17 protein-coding genes are annotated in these 18,691 nt (G+C 70.9%); 3 read left to right on the forward strand and 14 right to left on the reverse strand.

Annotated elements, in window-relative coordinates; translation table 11 throughout:
- Positions 1-14: 14 nt before the first annotated feature.
- Genes tsaE through glmS form a run of 5 tightly spaced genes read right to left on the reverse strand, consistent with a single transcriptional unit; the run spans position 15 to position 5,038 of the window.
- A complete protein-coding gene (gene tsaE / locus DEI98_RS00370; protein ID WP_375334802.1) occupies positions 15-527 on the reverse strand; it encodes a tRNA (adenosine(37)-N6)-threonylcarbamoyltransferase complex ATPase subunit type 1 TsaE in 513 nt (170 codons plus the stop codon).
- Positions 524-1,690, reverse strand: coding sequence for an alanine racemase (alr, locus tag DEI98_RS00375; RefSeq protein WP_181437887.1), 1,167 nt, complete (start codon positions 1,688-1,690; stop codon positions 524-526). Before alr (DEI98_RS00375) ends, tsaE begins: the two co-directional genes overlap by 4 nt.
- Positions 1,687-2,790 carry an alanine racemase gene (gene alr / locus DEI98_RS00380; protein ID WP_111099561.1) on the reverse strand — a complete coding sequence of 368 codons (1,104 nt, stop codon included), beginning with the start codon at positions 2,788-2,790 and terminating at the stop codon, positions 1,687-1,689. The genes alr (DEI98_RS00375) and alr (DEI98_RS00380) overlap by 4 nt, the downstream gene beginning before the upstream one ends.
- Positions 2,787-3,182 carry a holo-ACP synthase gene (locus DEI98_RS00385; RefSeq protein WP_111099562.1) on the reverse strand — a complete coding sequence of 132 codons (396 nt, stop codon included), beginning with the start codon at positions 3,180-3,182 and terminating at the stop codon, positions 2,787-2,789. Before DEI98_RS00385 ends, alr (DEI98_RS00380) begins: the two co-directional genes overlap by 4 nt.
- Positions 3,183-3,190: 8 nt before the next feature.
- Positions 3,191-5,038 carry a glutamine--fructose-6-phosphate transaminase (isomerizing) gene (gene glmS / locus DEI98_RS00390; RefSeq protein ID WP_042537488.1) on the reverse strand — a complete coding sequence of 616 codons (1,848 nt, stop codon included), beginning with the start codon at positions 5,036-5,038 and terminating at the stop codon, positions 3,191-3,193.
- A 116-nt stretch (positions 5,039-5,154) separates the two neighbouring features.
- Between glmS and DEI98_RS00395 the strand changes: the two genes are divergently transcribed.
- The 3 genes from DEI98_RS00395 to coaA all read left to right on the forward strand — a co-directional run bounded on the left by DEI98_RS00395 (position 5,155) and on the right by coaA (position 7,888).
- Positions 5,155-6,342: an ATP-binding protein gene (locus tag DEI98_RS00395; RefSeq protein ID WP_111099563.1), complete on the forward strand. Its 1,188-nt coding sequence runs from the start codon at positions 5,155-5,157 to the stop codon at positions 6,340-6,342.
- A 10-nt stretch (positions 6,343-6,352) separates the two neighbouring features.
- Positions 6,353-6,838, forward strand: a complete 486-nt coding sequence (locus DEI98_RS00400) for a glutathione peroxidase (RefSeq protein ID WP_110863205.1) — start codon at positions 6,353-6,355, stop codon at positions 6,836-6,838.
- Between the two features lie 105 nt (positions 6,839-6,943).
- Positions 6,944-7,888, forward strand: coding sequence for a type I pantothenate kinase (gene coaA / locus DEI98_RS00405; RefSeq protein ID WP_111099564.1), 945 nt, complete (start codon positions 6,944-6,946; stop codon positions 7,886-7,888).
- A 94-nt stretch (positions 7,889-7,982) separates the two neighbouring features.
- On the opposite strand, the gene glmM is transcribed toward coaA, so the two are convergent.
- The 9 genes from glmM to DEI98_RS00450 all read right to left on the reverse strand — a co-directional run bounded on the left by glmM (position 7,983) and on the right by DEI98_RS00450 (position 18,536).
- A complete protein-coding gene (gene glmM, locus DEI98_RS00410) occupies positions 7,983-9,356 on the reverse strand; it encodes a phosphoglucosamine mutase (protein WP_111099565.1) in 1,374 nt (457 codons plus the stop codon).
- Positions 9,357-9,378: 22 nt separating this feature from the next.
- Entirely contained in the window at positions 9,379-9,864 is a 486-nt protein-coding gene (rpsI, locus tag DEI98_RS00415) for a 30S ribosomal protein S9 (RefSeq protein WP_017885499.1), read from the reverse strand.
- 36 nt (positions 9,865-9,900) lie between these two features.
- Positions 9,901-10,347, reverse strand: coding sequence for a 50S ribosomal protein L13 (gene rplM, locus DEI98_RS00420; RefSeq protein ID WP_027466717.1), 447 nt, complete (start codon positions 10,345-10,347; stop codon positions 9,901-9,903).
- 330 nt (positions 10,348-10,677) lie between these two features.
- Positions 10,678-13,773, reverse strand: coding sequence for an ExeM/NucH family extracellular endonuclease (locus DEI98_RS00425; protein WP_111099566.1), 3,096 nt, complete (start codon positions 13,771-13,773; stop codon positions 10,678-10,680).
- A 124-nt stretch (positions 13,774-13,897) separates the two neighbouring features.
- A complete protein-coding gene (locus DEI98_RS00430) occupies positions 13,898-14,641 on the reverse strand; it encodes an MBL fold metallo-hydrolase (protein WP_110863208.1) in 744 nt (247 codons plus the stop codon).
- Positions 14,638-15,546 (reverse strand): tRNA pseudouridine(38-40) synthase TruA, encoded by a 909-nt coding sequence (gene truA, locus DEI98_RS00435; protein WP_111099567.1) that lies wholly within the window; start codon positions 15,544-15,546, stop codon positions 14,638-14,640. The genes DEI98_RS00430 and truA overlap by 4 nt, the downstream gene beginning before the upstream one ends.
- A gap of 76 nt (positions 15,547-15,622) precedes the next feature.
- Entirely contained in the window at positions 15,623-16,741 is a 1,119-nt protein-coding gene (locus DEI98_RS00440) for an aromatic acid exporter family protein (protein WP_111046471.1), read from the reverse strand.
- 157 nt (positions 16,742-16,898) lie between these two features.
- Positions 16,899-17,477, reverse strand: a complete 579-nt coding sequence (rplQ, locus tag DEI98_RS00445; protein WP_111099568.1) for a 50S ribosomal protein L17 — start codon at positions 17,475-17,477, stop codon at positions 16,899-16,901.
- A 63-nt stretch (positions 17,478-17,540) separates the two neighbouring features.
- The gene (locus tag DEI98_RS00450; RefSeq protein WP_017885506.1) at positions 17,541-18,536 is read right to left on the reverse strand and encodes a DNA-directed RNA polymerase subunit alpha; all 996 of its coding nucleotides are present in this window, start codon (positions 18,534-18,536) and stop codon (positions 17,541-17,543) included.
- Positions 18,537-18,691 lie beyond the last annotated feature (155 nt).

The raw sequence follows: 18,691 nt of genomic DNA on the forward strand, positions 1-18,691 counted from the left end.
GCAGCGTGGTCGGGTCAGAGGACCACGCCTTGCCAGCGCGGGCCGGTGGCGGTGACGACGACGCGGCGGGGTTCGTCGGGCACGTCGTCCGGCTCCGTGTCGTCGGCAGGTGCGGTTCCCGCGTCGGCACCGGTGGCACGGGTGATCTCGACGTCGAGCACGCTGTCGCTGATGCCGTCGACCATGCCGCGACCCCACTCGACGACGACGATCGCGGCGTCCCAGTCGAGGTCGAGGTCGTCGAGCTCGACCGGGTCGGACAGGCGGTAGGCGTCGACGTGCACCAGGTCGGGGCCGGCGGTCGTCGGGTGCGTCCGGGCGAGGACGAAGGTCGGGCTGGACACCTGGCCGCGCGCGCCGAGTGCGGCCCCGAGCCCGCGCGTCAGGGTCGTCTTGCCGGCACCGAGCGGTCCGGTCAGCACGACGAGGTCCCCCGCGCGCAGCACCGCGGCCAACCGGGCGCCGAGCTCCCCCATCGCCTCGGTGCCGTCGACGGTGGTGTCGAGCAGGACGTCCGACTCGGTCACGGCCGCTCGCCCCGCAGGTACTCCCCGACCCGTCCCTCGATGTCGTGGCCCTCGTAGGACCGGGGCACGCGGCTGCCGATGCGGCAGACGATCTCCTCGCCGATGGTCTCGAGCGCCGCGCCCCACTCGAGCACGGTCATCTCGTCGTGCTCGCCGGTGCCGAACAGCACGACGGTGTCGCCGGTCTGCACGTCGTCCTCGCCGACGTCCACCAGGAACTGGTCCATCGCGACGCGGCCGGCGATCGGGTAGCGCTTGCCGCGGATCGCGACCTCGATGCGGCCCTGCGCCAGACGCGGGACCCCGTCGGCGTACCCGACGGGCACGAGGGCCAGGGTCGTCTCGGTCGCCGTGCGGTACGTGTAGTCGTAGGAGACGCCCGTGTCGACGGGGACGCGCTTCGTCTTCGCGACCGACGCGGTCAGGGTCATCACCGGCTCGAGTCCGAGGTCGGCCGCCGAGACGCCGTCGGCTCCGGGGATGCCGAACAGGTTCGCACCCATCCGGACCATGTCCTTGCGGAACTCCTTGCGCTCCAGCCCCGCGAGCGACGCGGCGACGTGCTCCATCGGGACGTCGAGCCCCAGGTCCTCGGCGATCTCGATCGCGGCGTCGAACACGGCGACCGCGGCACTGTCCTCGTGGTCGGACGCTTCGGCCAGGTGCGTGTACGCGGCGACGACCTCGATGCGGCCGTTCCGCTGGGCGTCCCGGGCGAGCTCGACGAGCGCCGGCCAGTCCGCCGGGGTCGCGCCGTCGCGGTGCAGGCCCGAGTCGACACCGAGGTGCACCCGGGCCGGTCGCTGGTCGACGGCGTCGATGATGCGCTGCAGCTCGGCGACGTTCGAGACGCCGAGGTCGACGGCCGAGTCGATGGCGTCACGGAAGTCCAGGTCGGGGTCGTGCTGCCAGGTGAACAGGTGGACGTCCTCGCCGACGCCGATCGAGCGCAGCCGCAGGGCCGCGGGCACCGTCAGCACGCCGATCCAGCGGATGCCGGCGTCGACGGCGGCGAGCGCGATCGGCTCGAGGCCGTGCCCGTACGCGTCGGCCTTCATGATCGCCATCACGGCGACCGGGTCCATCCACTCGCGGACACGGTCGAGGTTGGCCCGGTACGCGTCGAGGTCGATGCGCGCCTGACGCAGCGGTGCAGAGCTCACGTCGTCCTCCGTTCCACGCTGCGGCCGATCCGGGCGACCACCTCGTAGTTGATCGTGCCGATGGCGTCGGCCCAGTCCTCGACGGCGGGGTCGCCGTTCGCGGGGTCGCCCCACAGCACCGCCTCGTCACCGACCTGCACGTCGGCGTCGCCGATGTCGACGTGCATGGCGTTCATCGCGACGCGGCCGACCACCGGGAACCTCCGGTCGCCGATCCGCACCGAGACCCGGTTGCCGAAGTCGCGGTCGAAGCCGTCCGCGTAGCCGAGGCCGATCACGGCGAGACGGGTGTCCGTCTCGGCGCGCCAGGTGTAGCCGTAGGAGACGCCGTCGCCCGCGGCGACCGGCACGGTGCGGAGCACGGCGGCGGTGACCCGCATCGCCGGGCGCAGCCCCAGGTCGGCCGAGGTGCGACCGTCGAAGGGGCTCAGCCCGTACAGGGCGAGTCCGACGCGGGACAGGTCGTGGCGGGTCTCCGGCACGGCGATGCTCGCGGCACTCGCGGCGAGGTGCACCACGTCCGGCACGATGCCGTTCGCGGCGAGGCCGTCCAGCGCCCGCTGCAGTGCGGCGTCCTGGTCGAGGTCGTCGGTGCGCGACGCGTTCGACAGGTGGGACATGAGCCCCTCGACCCGGGTGCGGTTGCCGCCGCGGGCCAGGGCGCCGGCGGTCGCGAAGAGCTCGGCCCACTCGGACTCGACCGCACCGTTGCGGCTGAGGCCGGTGTCGACGCACAGGTGCACGGCGCGGACGTCGGAGTCGGCTGCTGCGGAGAGCTGCTCGACGCTCGACACCGCGGGGGTGACGTCGAACTGCGCGGCGCGACGGAAGTCCTCGTCGGGGGCGTGCAGCCACGCGAGGATCCGGACCCCCTCGTCGATGCCGCCCTGACGGAGCGCGACGGCCTCGTCGATGTCGGCGACCCCGAGCCACTCGGCACCGGCGTCCACGAAGGCCTGCGCGGCGTCGAGGGCGCCGTGGCCGTAGGCATTCGCCTTGACCACCGCGATGACCCCGGCCGGGGCGACCCGGTCGGCGATCGTCGCGTAGTTCTCGATCAGGGCCCCACGGTCGACCGTGATCCCGGTGAACGCACTCACTGAACCGTCCCCTCCAGGACCACGTCTGTTCCTTCCAGGACCACGAACGCGGTCGCGATCCCTCCATCATGCGAGAGCGACAGGTGCACGCTCGTCACGCCACGCGCGTCCGCCACCTGCCGGGCCCCCTGGTGCAGGGTGAGCGACGGGTTCCGCTGGTCGTCGGACACGACCTCGAGGTCCTGCCAGCTGAGGCCGGCACTCGAGCCAAAGGCCTTGATCAGGGCTTCCTTCGCCGCGAACCGTGCGGCGAGGGACGCGATCGGCCGGGGTTCGCCGTCACGGACCTGCTCGGACGGCGTGAACAGCCGCGTCCGCATCGCCGGCGTGCGCTCCAGCACCCGTTCGAACCGCTCCAGGTCGACCACGTCGACCCCGATCCCGATGATCACCGTCGCGACTACTCGACGGTGACCGACTTCGCGAGGTTGCGTGGCTGGTCGACGTCGAGGCCCTTGGCCGCGGCGAGCTCCATGCCGAACATGTGCAGCGGTGCCACGGCGAGCAGCGGCTCGAACAGCGGGGTCGCCAGCGGGATCCGCAGGACCTCGTCGGCGAAGGGCAGGACCGCGGCGTCGCCCTCTTCGGCGATCGCGATCACCCGGGCACCGCGGGCGCGGATCTCCTGGATGTTCGAGACGACCTTCGGGTGCAGCGATCGGGGGTCGCGTGGCGACGGCACGATGACGAAGACGATCTGACCCGGCTCGATCAGGGCGATCGGGCCGTGCTTGAGCTCACCGGCGGCGAAGCCCTCGGCGTGGATGTACGCGAGCTCCTTGAGCTTGAGGGCACCCTCGAGCGCGATCGGGTAGCCGACGTGGCGACCGAGGAACAGCACGCTCCGGGTGTCCGCCATCCAGCGGGCCAGGTCCTTGATGCCGGCGGCGTCCTCGATGGTCTGCTGCAGCTTCGGGGCGAGCCCCTCGAGCTCGGCCACCTGCTCGGCGATCTGCTCGGTGGTGAGCGTGCCGCGCAGCGTCGCCAGGTGCAGCCCGAGCAGGTAGAGCGCGACGCCCTGGGCGATGAAGGCCTTGGTCGACGCGACGGCGACCTCGGGCCCGGCGTGCGTGTAGATCACGGCGTCGGACTCACGCGGGATCGTGGCGCCCTGGGTGTTGCAGATCGACAGGACCTGCGCACCCTGCTCGCGGGCGTACTTGACGGCCATGAGCGTGTCCATGGTCTCGCCGGACTGGCTGATCGAGACGACCAGGGTGCGCTCGTTCAGCACCGGGTCGCGGTAGCGGAACTCGTGCGCGAGCTCGACCTCGACCGGGATGCGGGCCCACTGCTCGATGGCGTACTTGCCGAGGATGCCGGCGTAGGCGGCGGTGCCGCAGGCGATCACGATGACGCGGTCGACGGTCGCCAGGCGCTCGGCGATCGGGTCGAGGTCGGTCAGCGTGACGGCGCCGTCGTGGACGCGACCGAGGATCGTCTTCGCGACGGCCTCGGGCTCCTCGCTGATCTCCTTCGCCATGAACGAGCTCCAGCCGCCCTTGTCGGCGGCGGAGGCGTCCCAGTTGACCTCGAACTCGGTCGGCGTGGCCGGGGTGCCGTCGAAGTGGATGACGTCCACGCCGTCGGGGCGGATCGTGGCGATCTCGTCCTGCCCGATCGACAGCGCGCGCTGCGTGTAGGCGACGAACGCGGCGACGTCCGAGCCCATGAAGTTCTCACCGTCGCCGAGCCCGACCACCAGGGGCGAGTTGCGACGGGCACCGACGACGACGCCTGGCTGGTCGGCGTGCACCACGAGGAGCGTGAAGGCCCCTTCGAGCCGCTGCACGGCCTGCTGCATGGCGGCGGTCAGGTCACCGGTGTCGCGGAAGGCGCGTCCGACCAGGTGCGCGGCGACCTCGGAGTCGGTCTCGCTGCGGAACTCGATGCCCTCGGCCTGCAGTTCGGCGCGGAGCTCGGAGAAGTTCTCGATGATGCCGTTGTGGATGAGGGCGAGCTTGTCGCCGTCGGCCAGGTGCGGGTGGGCGTTGCCGTCGGTCGGGCCACCGTGGGTCGCCCAGCGGGTGTGCCCGATGCCCGTCGTGCCGTCCGGGATCGGCGACGACTCGAGCTCGTCGACCAGGGCCTGGAGCTTGCCGGCCTTCTTGGCCGACACGAGGTCTCCGGCTGGGTCGACGACGGCGATGCCCGCCGAGTCGTAGCCGCGGTACTCGAGGCGACGGAGGCCACCGAGGAGGACGTCCTGGCTGCTGTTGCTGCCGACGTAGCCGACGATTCCACACATGGAAGCGATCCTACGGTCTGCCTGGACGCCGACCCTGCGAAGCGACCGATGGGAACGAGTCGAGCACAATCGGGAGCATTCTACGAGATGCGCTAGACAAGCGTAGAATCTGCTCGATGCACGCCGCCTTGAACCCGTACTCGCCCGGCGCCGGCCTGCGCCCCCCGGAGCTGGTCGGTCGTGACACCGAGATCGATGCGTTCGACCTCGTCGTGGCACGGTCACGGCGCGCGCTCGGAACGCGCAGCATGATCCTCCACGGGCTGCGTGGGGTCGGGAAGACCGTCCTCCTGAACCAGTTCCGCATGCAGGCTGACGCCGCGGAGTGGTTGGTCGTTGACGTCGAAGGACAGACGAGCGTGTCCGGCCGCGAGGGTGCTCGACGGAGGCTCGCGCGAGAGATCGCGCTGGCAGCACGTCGCCTCGCCCGCGGCCGCTCGGTCAGCGCAGCCGTGCAGCGCGCGCTCGGCACCGTCACGTCGTTCGGTGTGCACTTCGGGAACATCGGCTTCGACCTGGGGTTCTCCGCCGTTGAGGGTCGCGCGGACTCCGGCGTCATAGAGATCGACCTCGAGGAACTCGTCGAGGACCTCGCCCCCGCGCTGCGGGAGCAGAACCGGGCGCTCGCACTCTTCATCGACGAGGTCCAGGACCTCGACCTCGAGTTGCTCTCCGCGCTGTTGTCCGTCCAGCACCGGGCCGGACAACGGGGCTGGCCGTTCGTGATGGTCGGGGCCGGTCTGCCGAACGTACCGGGCAAGCTCACGGCGGCCCGGTCCTACGCCGAGCGCCTCTTCGACTACCGAGAGATGGGGTCGCTCCCGTCGGGAGCAGCCGCTGACGCGCTCACGGTTCCGGCCGCCCGCTCCGGGGTGGCTTTCGACGCCGCCGCGCTCGATCTCCTCATCGATGCCTCGGGCGGGTACCCGTACTACCTCCAGACCTACGGGGCGGCGGCGTGGGACCTCGCGGCCGACCGACGGATCACCCGCGATGACGCAGCAGCTGCCGTCGACCGCGGCAACGCAGAACTCGACAGCGGTTTCTTCCCGGCCCGCTGGGACCGTGCCACACCCGCGGAGCGGCAGTACCTCGTGGCGATGTCGGACGACCCGGCCGGCGTCTCCGGGACCGCCGTCGTGGCATCGCGCCTCGGTGCGGAACCGAAGGGGACCAGCCCGGCACGACAGGGACTGATCGAGAAGGGCATCATCTACGCGCCCGAGCGCGGCAAGGTGGCGTTCACGGTGCCGAACATGGGCGAGTTCGTCCGCCGTCAGGCCGATCTCGACATCGTGGACTAGCGTCCGGGCCATGGGACGCTTCGACGACATCGCCATCACCACGCTGCACGGCGAGGACACCACGTTCGGCGCCTACGCCGACAAGGCCGTACTGGTCGTGAACGTCGCCTCCCGGTGCGGCCTCGCCCCGCAGTACGAGCAGCTCGAGGCCCTGCAGAAGCAGTACGGCCCCCGCGGGTTCACGGTGCTGGGCTTCCCGAGCAACCAGTTCCTGCAGGAGCTCGGCTCGTCCGCGGCGATCGACGAGTACTGCTCCACCACCTGGGGCGTGACGTTCCCGATGTCCGAGAAGGTCAAGGTCAACGGCAAGAGCGCCCACCCGCTCTACCAGGCCCTCAAGGAGACCCCGGACGCCGACGGCAAGGCCGGCCGCGTCGCGTGGAACTTCGAGAAGTTCCTCGTCGCCCCCGACGGCACCGTCACGCGCTTCCGTCCCACCACGAAGCCGGACGCCCCCGAGGTCGTCGCCGCCATCGAGGCGGCCCTCCCCGCCTGACGCGTCGCGTCCTGCGGACGCGCACCGGGCACTGGACGGGAGGCCCGGGGCACGTGAGCCGGTCGGCTCACGTGCCCCGGGCCTCCCGTCTGTACGCTCGATCCCATGCCGTTCTCGGAGACCGCCGTCGCGCACCCGACCCCGTTCGTGGAGATCCCGCGTGACGAGTGGTCCCAGCTCGCCCCGAAGGAGCACCTGTCGCTCACCGAGACCGAGATCGTGCAGCTGCGCGGTCTCGGCGACCGGTTGGACATGCAGGAGGTGCAGGAGGTCTACCTGCCCCTGTCCCGCCTGCTCACGCTCTACGCCGCCGGTGCGCGCAACCTGCACGCCGAGACGAGCCGGTTCCTCGGTGAGCGCGCCGGACGCACGCCGTTCGTCATCGGCGTCGCGGGCTCCGTCGCGGTCGGCAAGTCCACCGTCGCCCGTCTGCTGCGCGAGCTGACGAAGCGCTGGCCGGACACCCCTCGTGTGGAGCTGGTGACGACCGACGGCTTCCTGTACCCGAACGCCGAGCTGGAGCGCCGCGGGATCATGGACCGGAAGGGCTTCCCGGAGTCGTACGACCGCCGCTCCCTGCTGCGCTTCGTGAGCCAGGTGAAGAGCGGGGCGACCGAGGTCCGCGCGCCGTACTACTCGCACCTGGTCTACGACATCGTGCCCGATGCCGAGATCGTCGTCCGGCAGCCCGACGTGCTCATCGTCGAGGGCCTCAACGTGCTGGCACCCCCGGTGCACGGGCGGCTCGCGCTGTCCGACCTGTTCGACTTCACGATCTACGTGGACGCGAAGACGAAGGACATCGAGTCCTGGTACGTCGACCGGTTCCTCGCCCTGCAGGAAGAGGCGTTCTCGAGCCCCGACTCGTTCTTCCACCGGTTCGCCTCGCTCTCGCGTGAGGACGCGGTGCGAACGGCGACCGACGTCTGGCGGGCGATCAACGAGCCGAACCTGATCGAGAACGTGCTGCCCACGCGCTCCCGCGCCACCCTGGTGCTCAAGAAGGGCGCGAACCACAAGGTGAACTCGGTCCTCCTCCGCAAGATCTGAGCTGCGGGCGACAGCAGAACACCGGTGTTCGCGAGCTGAACCGCGGCATGCACGCGTTCAACCGGCGAACACCGGTGTCTTGCGGAGGGAACCCCTACGCGGCGTCGAGCGCCAGGCGGTCCTGCACGACGGCGGCGAGCTCCTCGGCGATGCGCTGGGCATCGTCCTGCGAAGCGGCCTCGACCATCACGCGCACGACCGGCTCGGTGCCCGACGGACGGAGCAGCACGCGGCCGCTGTCCCCGAGCGCCTCGCTGGCGGCGGAGATGGCGTCCTGCACGCCCTGGTCGGCGAGCCCGTGGCGATCGACGCCCCGGACGTTGAGCAGCACCTGCGGGAACACCGTCATGCACGAGGCGAGCTCCTGCAGGGTCTTGCCCGTGCGCGCCATCTCGGCGACCAGGTGCAGCCCGGTCAGGATGCCGTCACCCGTGGTGGCGAACTCGTTGAAGATGATGTGGCCGGACTGCTCGCCACCGATGGAGTAGTCGCCCTCGGTCATCTTCTCGAGCACGTAGCGGTCACCCACGCCGGCCTCGATCACGGTGATGCCCGCGTCGGCCATGGCGCGCTTCAGCCCGAGGTTCGACATGACCGTCGCGACGAGGGTGTCGTCCTTCAGCCGTCCGCGCTCCTGCAGCGACAACGCCAGGATCGCCATGATCTGGTCGCCGTCGATCGCGTTGCCCGCGGCGTCGACCGCCAGGCAGCGGTCCGCGTCACCGTCGTGCGCGATGCCGACGTCGGCACCGTGCTCGAGCACCGCGCGCGCGAGGTTGTCGATGTGGGTCGAACCGACGCCGTCGTTGATGTTCCAGCCGTCGGGGTCGGCGCCGATGAGCGTCACGCGGGCACCCGCGTTGACGAAGACCTCGGGCGAGACGCCGGCGGCGGCACCGTTCGCGCAGTCGAGCACGACGTGGATGCCGTCGAGCCGGTGCGGCAGCGTGCCGAGCAGGTGCACCACGTAGCGGTCCTCGGCGTCGGCGAACCGCGAGATGCGCCCGACGTCGATGCCGGTGGGGGTGGGTGCGGAGTGGTCGTGCATGGCCGCTTCGATGCGGTCCTCGACCTCGTCCGGCAGCTTGCGGCCACCCGTGGCGAAGAACTTGATCCCGTTGTCGGGAGCGGGGTTGTGCGATGCGGAGATCATCACGCCGAAGTCGGCGTCGATGTCCGCGACGAGGAACGCCGCGGCGGGGGTGGGGATGACCCCGGCGTCGAGCACGTCGACGCCGGCCGAGGCGAGCCCGGCCGCGACGGCGGCACCGAGGAACTCGCCGGAGACGCGCGGGTCACGCGCGAGGACCGCGCGCGGGCGCGGGCGACCCGACGCCCGGCGGGCGTCGGCATGGTGTCCGTGTGTGAGGACGGCCGCGCTCGCCTGGGCAAGACCCAGTGCGAGCGCGGCCGTCAGCTCGCCGTTGGCGAGACCACGAACCCCGTCGGTACCGAACAGACGCGGCATTGCGATCTTCAGCCGGTGACGACTAGCGCTTCGAGAACTGCGAAGCCTTGCGGGCCTTCTTGAGGCCGGCCTTCTTGCGCTCGATGACGCGGGCGTCACGGGTGAGGAAGCCGGCCTTCTTGAGGGCCGCGCGGTTGTTCTCGCGGTCGATCTCGTTCAGCGTGCGGGCGATGGCGAGGCGGAGCGCACCGGCCTGACCCGAGGGGCCACCACCGGTGATGCGGGCGACGACGTCGTACGAGCCGAGGAGCTCGAGCACCTTGAAGGGGTCGTTGATGAGCTGCTGGTGCAGCTTGTTCGGGAAGTAGTCCTCGAGCGTGCGGCCGTTCACGACGAACGTGCCGGAGCCCGGGACGAGCCGGACGCGCGCGATGGCCTCCTTGCGGCGCCCGACGGCACCGCCGGAGACGTTGAGGATCTGACGGGGAGCGGCCTCGGCAGCGGCGGGTGCGCTCTCCGTGGTGAAGCTCTCCGGGGTCTGGTCGAGGGAATCAGCGATCTGAGCCATGAGTTTTCTGTGTCCTTGAAGTCGTCGTGGCCGGAACTACTGTGCGACCTGGTCGAAGATGTACGGCTTGGGCTGCTGCGCGGCGTGCGGGTGCTCCGCGCCGGCGTAGACCTTCAGCTTCTTGAGCTGCTCGCGGCCGAGGGTGTTCTTCGGCAGCATGCCGCGGATCGCCTTCTCGACGGCGCGGGTGGGGTGCTTCTCGAGCATCTCCGGGTAGGAGGTCGCCGTCAGGCCGCCCGGGTACCCCGAGTGACGGTAGTAGACCTTCTTCGCGAGCTTCGAACCGGTCAGGGCGACCTTGTCGGCGTTCACGATGATGACGAAGTCACCCATGTCCATGTGCTGGGCGAAGGTGGCCTTGTGCTTGCCGCGCAGGAGCGCCGCGGCGTGGGTGGCGAGACGGCCGAGGACGACGTCGGTGGCGTCGATGACGATCCAGTCGTGCTGGACGTCTGCCGGCTTCGGTGAGAACGTGCGAGTCACAGGAGTGCTGCTTTCGTGTCGAGGTGAGGAGTCCGTGAATCCCACTCCGGTCGGGAGTTCCACGGGCAGAAGCACGGGGAACACCTCGGTTGGAGGGCTCATCTGACTGTCCGCGCGCGGGGCGCACAGACCAAGGTGAGAGCCTAGCCGACGCGGGGTAGGTCGGTCAAACGCGGCCGACTGCCGGCCTGGAGGCGCCGTGCCAGCCCGCACCGCGCCTCCCGTCCGCCGCGCGGTCGCCCTTACCGCGCATGGTGAGCAGCAATGGTCGGGTCCGCTGTGCGAACCCGACCATTCCTGCTCACCAAGTGCGCCCGTGGGGCGTGGGGACTACTCCGCAGCGGCCGCGGTCCTGCGGCGACGCACGATCAGCACGCCCGCGCCCGCCGCGAGCAGCAGGAACGCCACCAGCGCACCGGCACCCATCCCTGCGGCACCCGTGAACGCGAGCTGCCCATCCACGGTGATCGTGATCGGGGTCCACCCGATCAGACTCCCGTCCGCAGCCGTCACCGCCAGACGATGCGCACCAGCCACCGTGTCCGCCGGGATCGCCACCCGAACCGTCCCGTCAGCAGCGACCACAGCCGTACCGATCAGGGTCGGGGTCGAGAACAACCACACGTTCACCGTGTCACCGGCAGACGCAGTGCCCACCGTCACCGTGATCGTCTCCCCCGCACGAGCGGTCGCCGGAGCAGACACCCCGCCACGGTTCGCCTCCGTCAACAACGACTCCGACGGCGCCACCGGAGCAACCGGCGGGGTGATCCCGTCGACCGGCGGCACCGGAGTCGGGGTCGGCGTCGGGTTCGGCACCGGGGTCGGCGTCGGTGTCGGGGTCGGAGTCGGCACCGGCGTCGGGTCCGTGCCCGGGTCGGTGCCCGCGGCGTCCAGGTCGAAGCCGACCAGGATCGGGTCGTGGTCGCTCGCCCGGTACACGTCGTCGGTGTACAGGTTCGTCGCGTTGTAGTTGTAGCGGCTGTACTCCAGGCCCACCGACTCGACCGAGTTGATGTTCCAGATGTCCACGCCCGTGACCGTCTCGAGCGCGGCCTTCGACGCGAACACGTGGTCGAGCGAGCCGCTCAGGCCGGAGAACACGTACGAGTACTCGGTGCTGTCGAGCGCCGGGCCGAGGTCGGTGTAGCCGGCCTCGTCGAGGACCACCACCGGGTCCTCCTTGCTGTAGGCGTTGAAGTCGCCGAGCATGAACACCTTGTCGGTGCCGTACTGCTCCTGCATGTCGGTGGAGAAGGTCACGAGGGCCTTCGCCTGCTCGACGCGGTCGGCGTTCGAGGCCCCCTGCCCGTCGCCCTGGTCGGCGTTCTCGCCGGTGCCGGAGCCCTTGGACTTGAAGTGGTTCGCGATCACCAGGAAGTCGTCGTCCGCGGTGCCGCCGACCGGGCGGAACGCGTCCGCGACGGGCTGGCGGGCGTTCGTGAACGCGTCGTCGAGCAGGATCGTCGACTCGCCGACGGGCTCGACGCGGTCCTTCTTGTAGATGAGGGCGAGGCGGATGACGTCCTCGCTCGCGGGCACGACGGCCGGGGACTTCGCGTAGGCCCAGGTGTCCTGGCCGGTGGCGGCGTTGAGCGCGTCGACCAGGGTGGCCACGGCGGCGTCGCGGTCCTGACCGAAGCGGACGGAGTTCTCGATCTCCTCGAGCGAGACGACGTCGGCGTCCAGGCCGTTGATGGCCTTCACGATCTTGACCTGCTGGCGCAGGAAGTCCTCCTGCTCGGCGGCACCGCGGGCGTCGCAGCCCGAGTTCACCGTGACGGGGTCACCGGCACGGTCCGTGTAGTACTTGCAGCCGGTGAGCTCGTCGCCCGTGGTCGGGAAGTAGTTGAGCACGTTGAAGCCGGCGAGCTTCAGGTCGCCACCGACGTCCTGCGGTGCCGGCTGGCGCACCTTCGAGAACGACGCCGGCAGGTCGGCGGCCGGGGTCGCACCCGTGATCGGCGCGGTCGGCTGGAACTTCCACCCGTTGTTGCGGTAGTCGAGGACGACCGGATCGGTGAAGGTGGCGGCGGCCCCGACGGTGACCGGGCCCTGGGTGAGCCACGACACCGGGATGCCCTGGTTCGCCTGGGTCAGGAAGTTGGTGCTCGCGCCGTCGTCGAGCGTGACCTTGCGCGCGGCGTTGTCGGCCTCGACGGCCTTCGCCTCGGCGCTGCCCGGTCGGCCGACCTCGGTCGGCTGGATGAGGCGCTTCGTGCCGCTGGCGAGCACGATCTCGCCGTACTGGTTCGTCGTGTAGTTGTCGGCGACGGTGTATGCCCCCTGGGGAGCGATGAGCATGCTCTCGAGCGACTCGCGCTGGGCGTCGGACGACGGGAACGCGACCGCGGCGGGCTGCGGTGCCGCGACGGTGTCGTCGAGCTGCTGCAGCGACGAGGCCCCGGACACCGTGAGTTCGGTCAGGCCGAAGTACTCGGACACGGCACCGGTGACCCGCACGTGGTCGCCCTCGTGCACCAGGCCGGCGGTGGCGGACGAGAAGACGAACACCGCGTCGGACGCGGTGTGGGCGCCGAGGTCGATGGCGCCGCCGGTGCCGGGGGTCTGGATCGTGTAGCCGTTGAAGCCGCCGGTGCCGTACACCGCGGTGACGACACCGTCGGTCGTGACGTTCTTGCCGGCGTACGGCGAGGTGTCCGTGGTGCCCTGCAGCTGGGCGATGGTCACCGTCTCGGCGGGCGTGCCGGGCGCGGGGGTCCCGCCGTCACCCGGGTCGGTCGGTTCCGTGGGCTCGGTCGGTGCCGTCGTCTCGCCCGCGGCGTTCCGTGGGGTGAGCGTCGTCGTCACGGAGAAGTCCGCACCGTTGACGTCGGTGTCCGTGGTGCCCTGGCGGACCAGGCCGTTCGGGACGGAGTTGTCCCCGGTCACGGTGCGCACGGCCGACTCGAACGTGTTCGAGGCGCCGTAGCCGAGCAGGTCGACCACGCCGTCGGTGCCGGTGGCGACGGGTCCGGCGGCGAGCGCCAGGGGTGCCGTGGCGTCGGACAGCACGAGCGTGCCCGTGGTGCCCGACGGGTTGAGCGTCGCGGTGTCGTCGGCGGCGGGCAGGTCCTCGCCAGCCGCGGTGGCCCCGCCGTTGCCCGCCATCGACACCAGGAAGGTGCCCTTGGCCGGCACGGTGCCCTGGAGCGCACTGGCCGAGAACGTGCCGGTGCCCGTGGCGGAACGGTACTGGAGCGACCACCCGTCGAGCGACACGGCGACGTCGGTCGGGTTGCCGATCTCGACGAACTTCTCGTTGTAGAACGCGCCCTTGCTCCCCGCCTTCAGGTAGGCCTCCTCGATGACGAGGTCGGTCCCCTCGGGGTTCGCGGTCGCTGCGGTGACGGTGACGAGTGGGGCCGCGAGGAGCGTCGCAGCCGCCGTGGCGCACAGCAGAGTGCGCCCGAGGGTGTTGGCCATGCCCGCACGCTACCGACCTGCGGGGACATTCAGGTTGCGTCGAGGTAAATGATTGCGTTCGGCAACATCAGCGATGCGGCGGCATCAGCCGATCGCGTTCGGCGGCCCAGCCGATCGCGCGGCATCAGCCGATCGGCAGCCAGGTCCCGCCGACACGTCGGACGGCCGGTCCGTGTCCCGGCAGCACGAGCGCCGGGAACGGCAGCGCCCGTGCCGACTCGAGCGCGCGGTCCTGGTCGGCGGTGAAGAACGGCGTGATCATCCGCGGCCGCGGGGCCCACGACCCGGGCTGGGTGTCGTGCCGACTGACGACCGCGTCGCCCGTGACGATCGCGTCCGCCGCGGGCAGCAGGTAGGCCGTCGAGCCGTCGGTGTGGCCGACGGCCGGGAACGGTGCGATCGCCCGACCCGCGAAGTCCGCACCGGTGAACGCGCGAGCGGACGGCACGGTCGTGGGTCGCAGGGCGTCGGATCGGATCGCCCGCGCCAGCCAGGCGAGCACGCGGGGGCTGGCGAGCCGGCCGCCGATCTCCGCCGGGGTGACCTGCTGCCGCTCCGGTCCGCGCACGTTGGCGAGTTCGTCGGCGTGCGCGAGCACCTCGACGTCGGGGTAGCGCTCGAGGATCCCGGGGATGCCGCCGACGTGGTCGACGTGTCCGTGCGTCACGTAGACGCGGCGGAGGTCGGCCGGGTCGTGCCCGGCGGCTCGCACCGTGTCGAGCACGAGGTCGGTGTCGGCCGGGTAGCCGGCGTCGATCAGCGCGACGCCGTCCTCCTCGGCCAGCACCACCCAGTTGGACACGGGGCCCTGGACGAAGACGACTCCGGGGGCGACGGACACGACGGAACGGGGTTCGCGCGGGCTCATCCCTCGACGGTACCGTCCACCGACCGTCGGGCCCGGGTCTGCTCCGCCCGCTCCGCGAGCTCCGCGTCCGCCGGGTAGCCCACCTCGGTCAGGGTCAGTCCCTTCGCCGGCGCCGTCTTGAAGGCGCTCGTGCGTTCCTCAGCGACGCGCAGTTCCTCGAGGCGGTCCGGGCCGAAGCGGCCCTCGCCGACGGCGATGGTCGCGCCGACCATGGCCCGCACCATCGAGTGGCAGAAGGCATCGGCCTGGAGGCGCGCCACCAGCACGCCGTCCGGCTCGCGGTCCCAGCGGAACTGCTGCAACGTCCGGATGGTCGTCGCCCCCTCGCGCGGCTTGCAGAACGTCGCGAAGTCGTGCAGCCCGAGCAGCGTCAGCGCACCGCGCTCCATCGCTGCCGGATCGAGCCGTGCGGCGTGCCAGACCGTGTGCCCACGACGACGTGGATCGCGTGGGGCGTCGGCGTCCGCGATCCGGTACTCGTACCGGCGCCAGAGCGGGGAGAACCGGGCGTCGAACCCGTCGGGTGCCACCGAGGCACCGGTGACGACGACGTGCCCCTCGGGTGCCGCGATGCCGTTGACCCGCTTGAGCAGCCCGTCGAGCGGTGACCGGCCCGTCCCGCGCTTGGCGGTGAGCGCTGCCCACTGTTCTGCCGACAGGTCCAGGTGCGCGACCTGCCCGGTGGCGTGCACCCCGGCGTCGGTGCGTCCGGCGACGGTCAGCAGCGGTGGCTCGCCCCAGCGGGTGAACACGGTGGCGAGTGCGGTCTCGAGCGCGCCCTGCACGGTCCGGAGTCCGGGCTGCCGGGCCCACCCGGAGAACGCCGCCCCGTCGTAGGCGATGTCCAGCCGGAGCCGCACGTCGCCCGTGCTGTCGGGGTCCTGGAAGCCGACCGTCTCGTCCACGTGACCACCGTAGCGGGGGTGATCCGTGCCTCCCGGCCCGCGCTCGGTCTGCCGGACGGCGGCCGCCCGTACCCGCTCAGCCGCGCGGACGGCCGAACGCCGACGGACCGGTCCGGGTGTCGAGGTCGTCGGTGGCGCGTCGCTCGGACTCGACGATCCCGCGCAGGGCGACGAGCGCGGCCGAGGTGACCGCGACGTGCGAGGGGTTCTCGCGCGATGCGTCGAGCGCGCTCTCGAGTCGTGCGATGGCCTCTTCGGCCTGGTCCTCCGGGGAGTCGCCGCGGATCGTGCTCGCGATCTTCCGAAGTGCCTCGGCGATGGGGGTGGCGAACGCGGGGTCGGGACGCCCGACGCCCTCGGACACCGGGCCGGAGCGTGCGACGAGCTCGGTGAGGTCGGTCGTGTACCAGGCGACCCGCTCCAGTGCGCGGAAGCGTCCGCCGTCCTTCTGGAGCCGCGCTCGCGACCCGCGCAGGGCACCACGGGGGTTGAGCCGACGGCTCTCGTGCGCGATCGCCACCCGTGAGCGCACGTCCGCGATCGCACGGTCCAGGCGGTCCTGCTGGTGGTCCCACGCCTTCTCGTCGCGCTTGCCCTCCTCGAGCACGGCTGCCAGCCCGTCGAGGTGGTCCGCCAGCACGCCGTTCACCGCGTCGATGCGGTGTTCGGCGTCCCAGAAGTGCAGCGGCGGGAACACCAGGAAGTTGACCAGCAGCCCGACCACGACGCCCACGGCCATCTGCACCAGGTACCCGAGCGAGTAGCCCTCGGCGTGCGCACCGCCGACGAGCAGGACGAAGAGCGCCGCGGTGGACACCCACGAGCTGCCCTCGCCCAGCACGCGGAACCCGCCGACGAGCACCCCGACGCCGACCGCCAGCGCGATCGCGAGGAAGCCGGGGTCGCCGACCCACATCGTGAACGCGGCGATGAGGATGCCGAGGGCGATCCCGACCAGGGTCTGCACGCCGCTCCGGATGCCCGCGAACACCGTGGTCTGCATCGCGACGACGGCGCCGAGTGGTGCGTAGTACGGGTACTCCGCCGCGACGCCCGGGATGTGCTGCGCCACGAACCAGGCGATCACCGCGGCGGCGGCGGCCTTGCCGGCGTGCAGCAGGCGCGGCTGCGTGCCCGAGGTCCGGCTCCACCGCCAGACCCTCGTCCCCAGACCCGCAACGTGCTGGAACGCCATGACTTCCTTCCCTGTCGTACCGGTCGGCCACCCTACGCGGCGCGTCGTGCGTGCCGTGGTGTCCGGACCCGTGACCAGCTTCGGACACGAGGAAGCCCCCGCGACCTGGGTCGCGGGGGCTTCCTCGTGGTGGTGCAGCGCCCCGGAGGGCACCGGACTACTTGGTGTCGGCGTCGTCCGACTTCTCGGCGGCGTCGGCCTCGACCTCGGCAGCAGCCTCGGTCTCGGACTCGGTCGCGACCGGGGCGGACTCCTCGGTGGTCTCGGTCTCTTCGACCGGGGCCTCCTCGGTGGTCTCGTCGGCGGCGGGCTCGTCGACCGGGGCGGCAGCAGCGGCCGGAGCCGAGTTGCGCTTGACCGGAGCGGGCGTGCTCGAGACGGGCTCGAGGACGAGCTCGATCGACGCCAGCGGGGCGTTGTCGCCCTTGCGGAAGCCGAGCTTCGTGATGCGGGTGTAACCGCCCTGGCGGTCCTCGACCTGGGGAGCGATCTCGGTGAACAGCGTGTGCACGACGGACTTGTCGCGCAGGATGCTGATCACACGACGACGCGCGTGCAGGTCGCCGCGCTTCGCGAACGTGATGAGACGCTCGGCGACCGGACGGAGGCGCTTGGCCTTCGTCTCGGTGGTCGTGATGCGACCGTGCGTGAAGAGGGCGTTGGCGAGGTTGCTCAGGAGCAGGCGCTCGTGGGCGGGACCGCCACCGAGGCGGGGGCCCTTGGTGGGCTTCGGCATGTCAGTTCTCCAGTGGTGAAAGTGGTGCGCGCGGTGTCAGCGCGCTTGCGCGTGAGCGCGAGGTCAGTTGTTGGACTCGTCCTCGTCGTACCCGCTGTAGAAGTGGGCGCCGTCGAATCCGGGGACGGTGTCCTTGAGGGACAGGCCGAGCTCGGTGAGCTTGTCCTTGACCTCGTCCACCGACTTCTGACCGAAGTTGCGGATGTTCATGAGCTGCGTCTCCGACAGGGCGACGAGCTCGGACACCGTGTTGATGCCCTCCCGCTTCAGGCAGTTGTAGCTGCGGACCGACAGGTCGAGGTCCTCGATCGGGGTCTGCAGTTCGTTCGAGAGCACGGCGTCGACCGGCGCGGGGCCGATCTCGATGCCCTCTGCCGCCGTGTTGAGCTCGCGAGCGAGCCCGAACAGCTCGACCAGCGTGCGACCGGCCGACGCGATGGCGTCGCGCGGCGTGATGGCCGGCTTCGCTTCGACGTCGACGACCAGGCGGTCGAAGTCCGTGCGCTCACCGGCACGCGTCGCCTCGACGCGGTAGGTGACCTTCAGGACGGGCGAGTAGATCGAGTCGATCGGGATCTGACCGGCTTCGCTGAACTCGGAACGGTTCTGCGTCGCCGAGACGTAGCCACGGCCACGCTCGATCGTGAGCTCGAGCTCGAAGCGCGCGGTGTCGTTCAGGGTCGCGATGACGAGTTCCGGGTTGTGGATCTCGACGCCGGCCGGAGCGGAGATGTCCGCTGCGGTGACCTGACCGGCACCCTGCTTGCGCAGGTACGCCGTGATGGGCTCGTCGTGCTCGCTGGAGACGACCAGGCTCTTGATGTTGAGGATGATCTCGGTGACGTCTTCCTTGACACCGGGAACGGTACTGAACTCGTGGAGGACGCCGTCGATGCGGATGCTGGTGACAGCCGCGCCGGGGATCGAGGAGAGGAGCGTGCGGCGCAGCGAGTTGCCGAGGGTGTAACCGAAGCCCGGCTCGAGCGGCTCGATGACGAAGCGCGAGCGGTGCTCGGAGATCGGCTCCTCGGTCAGGGTGGGGCGCTGTGCAATGAGCACTGTGGGATTCCTTTCGGCGAAGTGTCCGCTATATGACACTTGGCGGTACGACGGGGCCGCATGGGCCCCGACGGGTCTGTTGAGTTGTGATCACGCGCACACACGTGCGCGATCGAACGACCAGGAATGGCCGCGGGCCCTGCCCGCCCTCGCCG

The sequence above is a fragment of the Curtobacterium sp. MCLR17_034 genome, from assembly GCF_003234485.1.
Classification (GTDB): Bacteria; Actinomycetota; Actinomycetes; order Actinomycetales; family Microbacteriaceae; genus Curtobacterium; species Curtobacterium flaccumfaciens.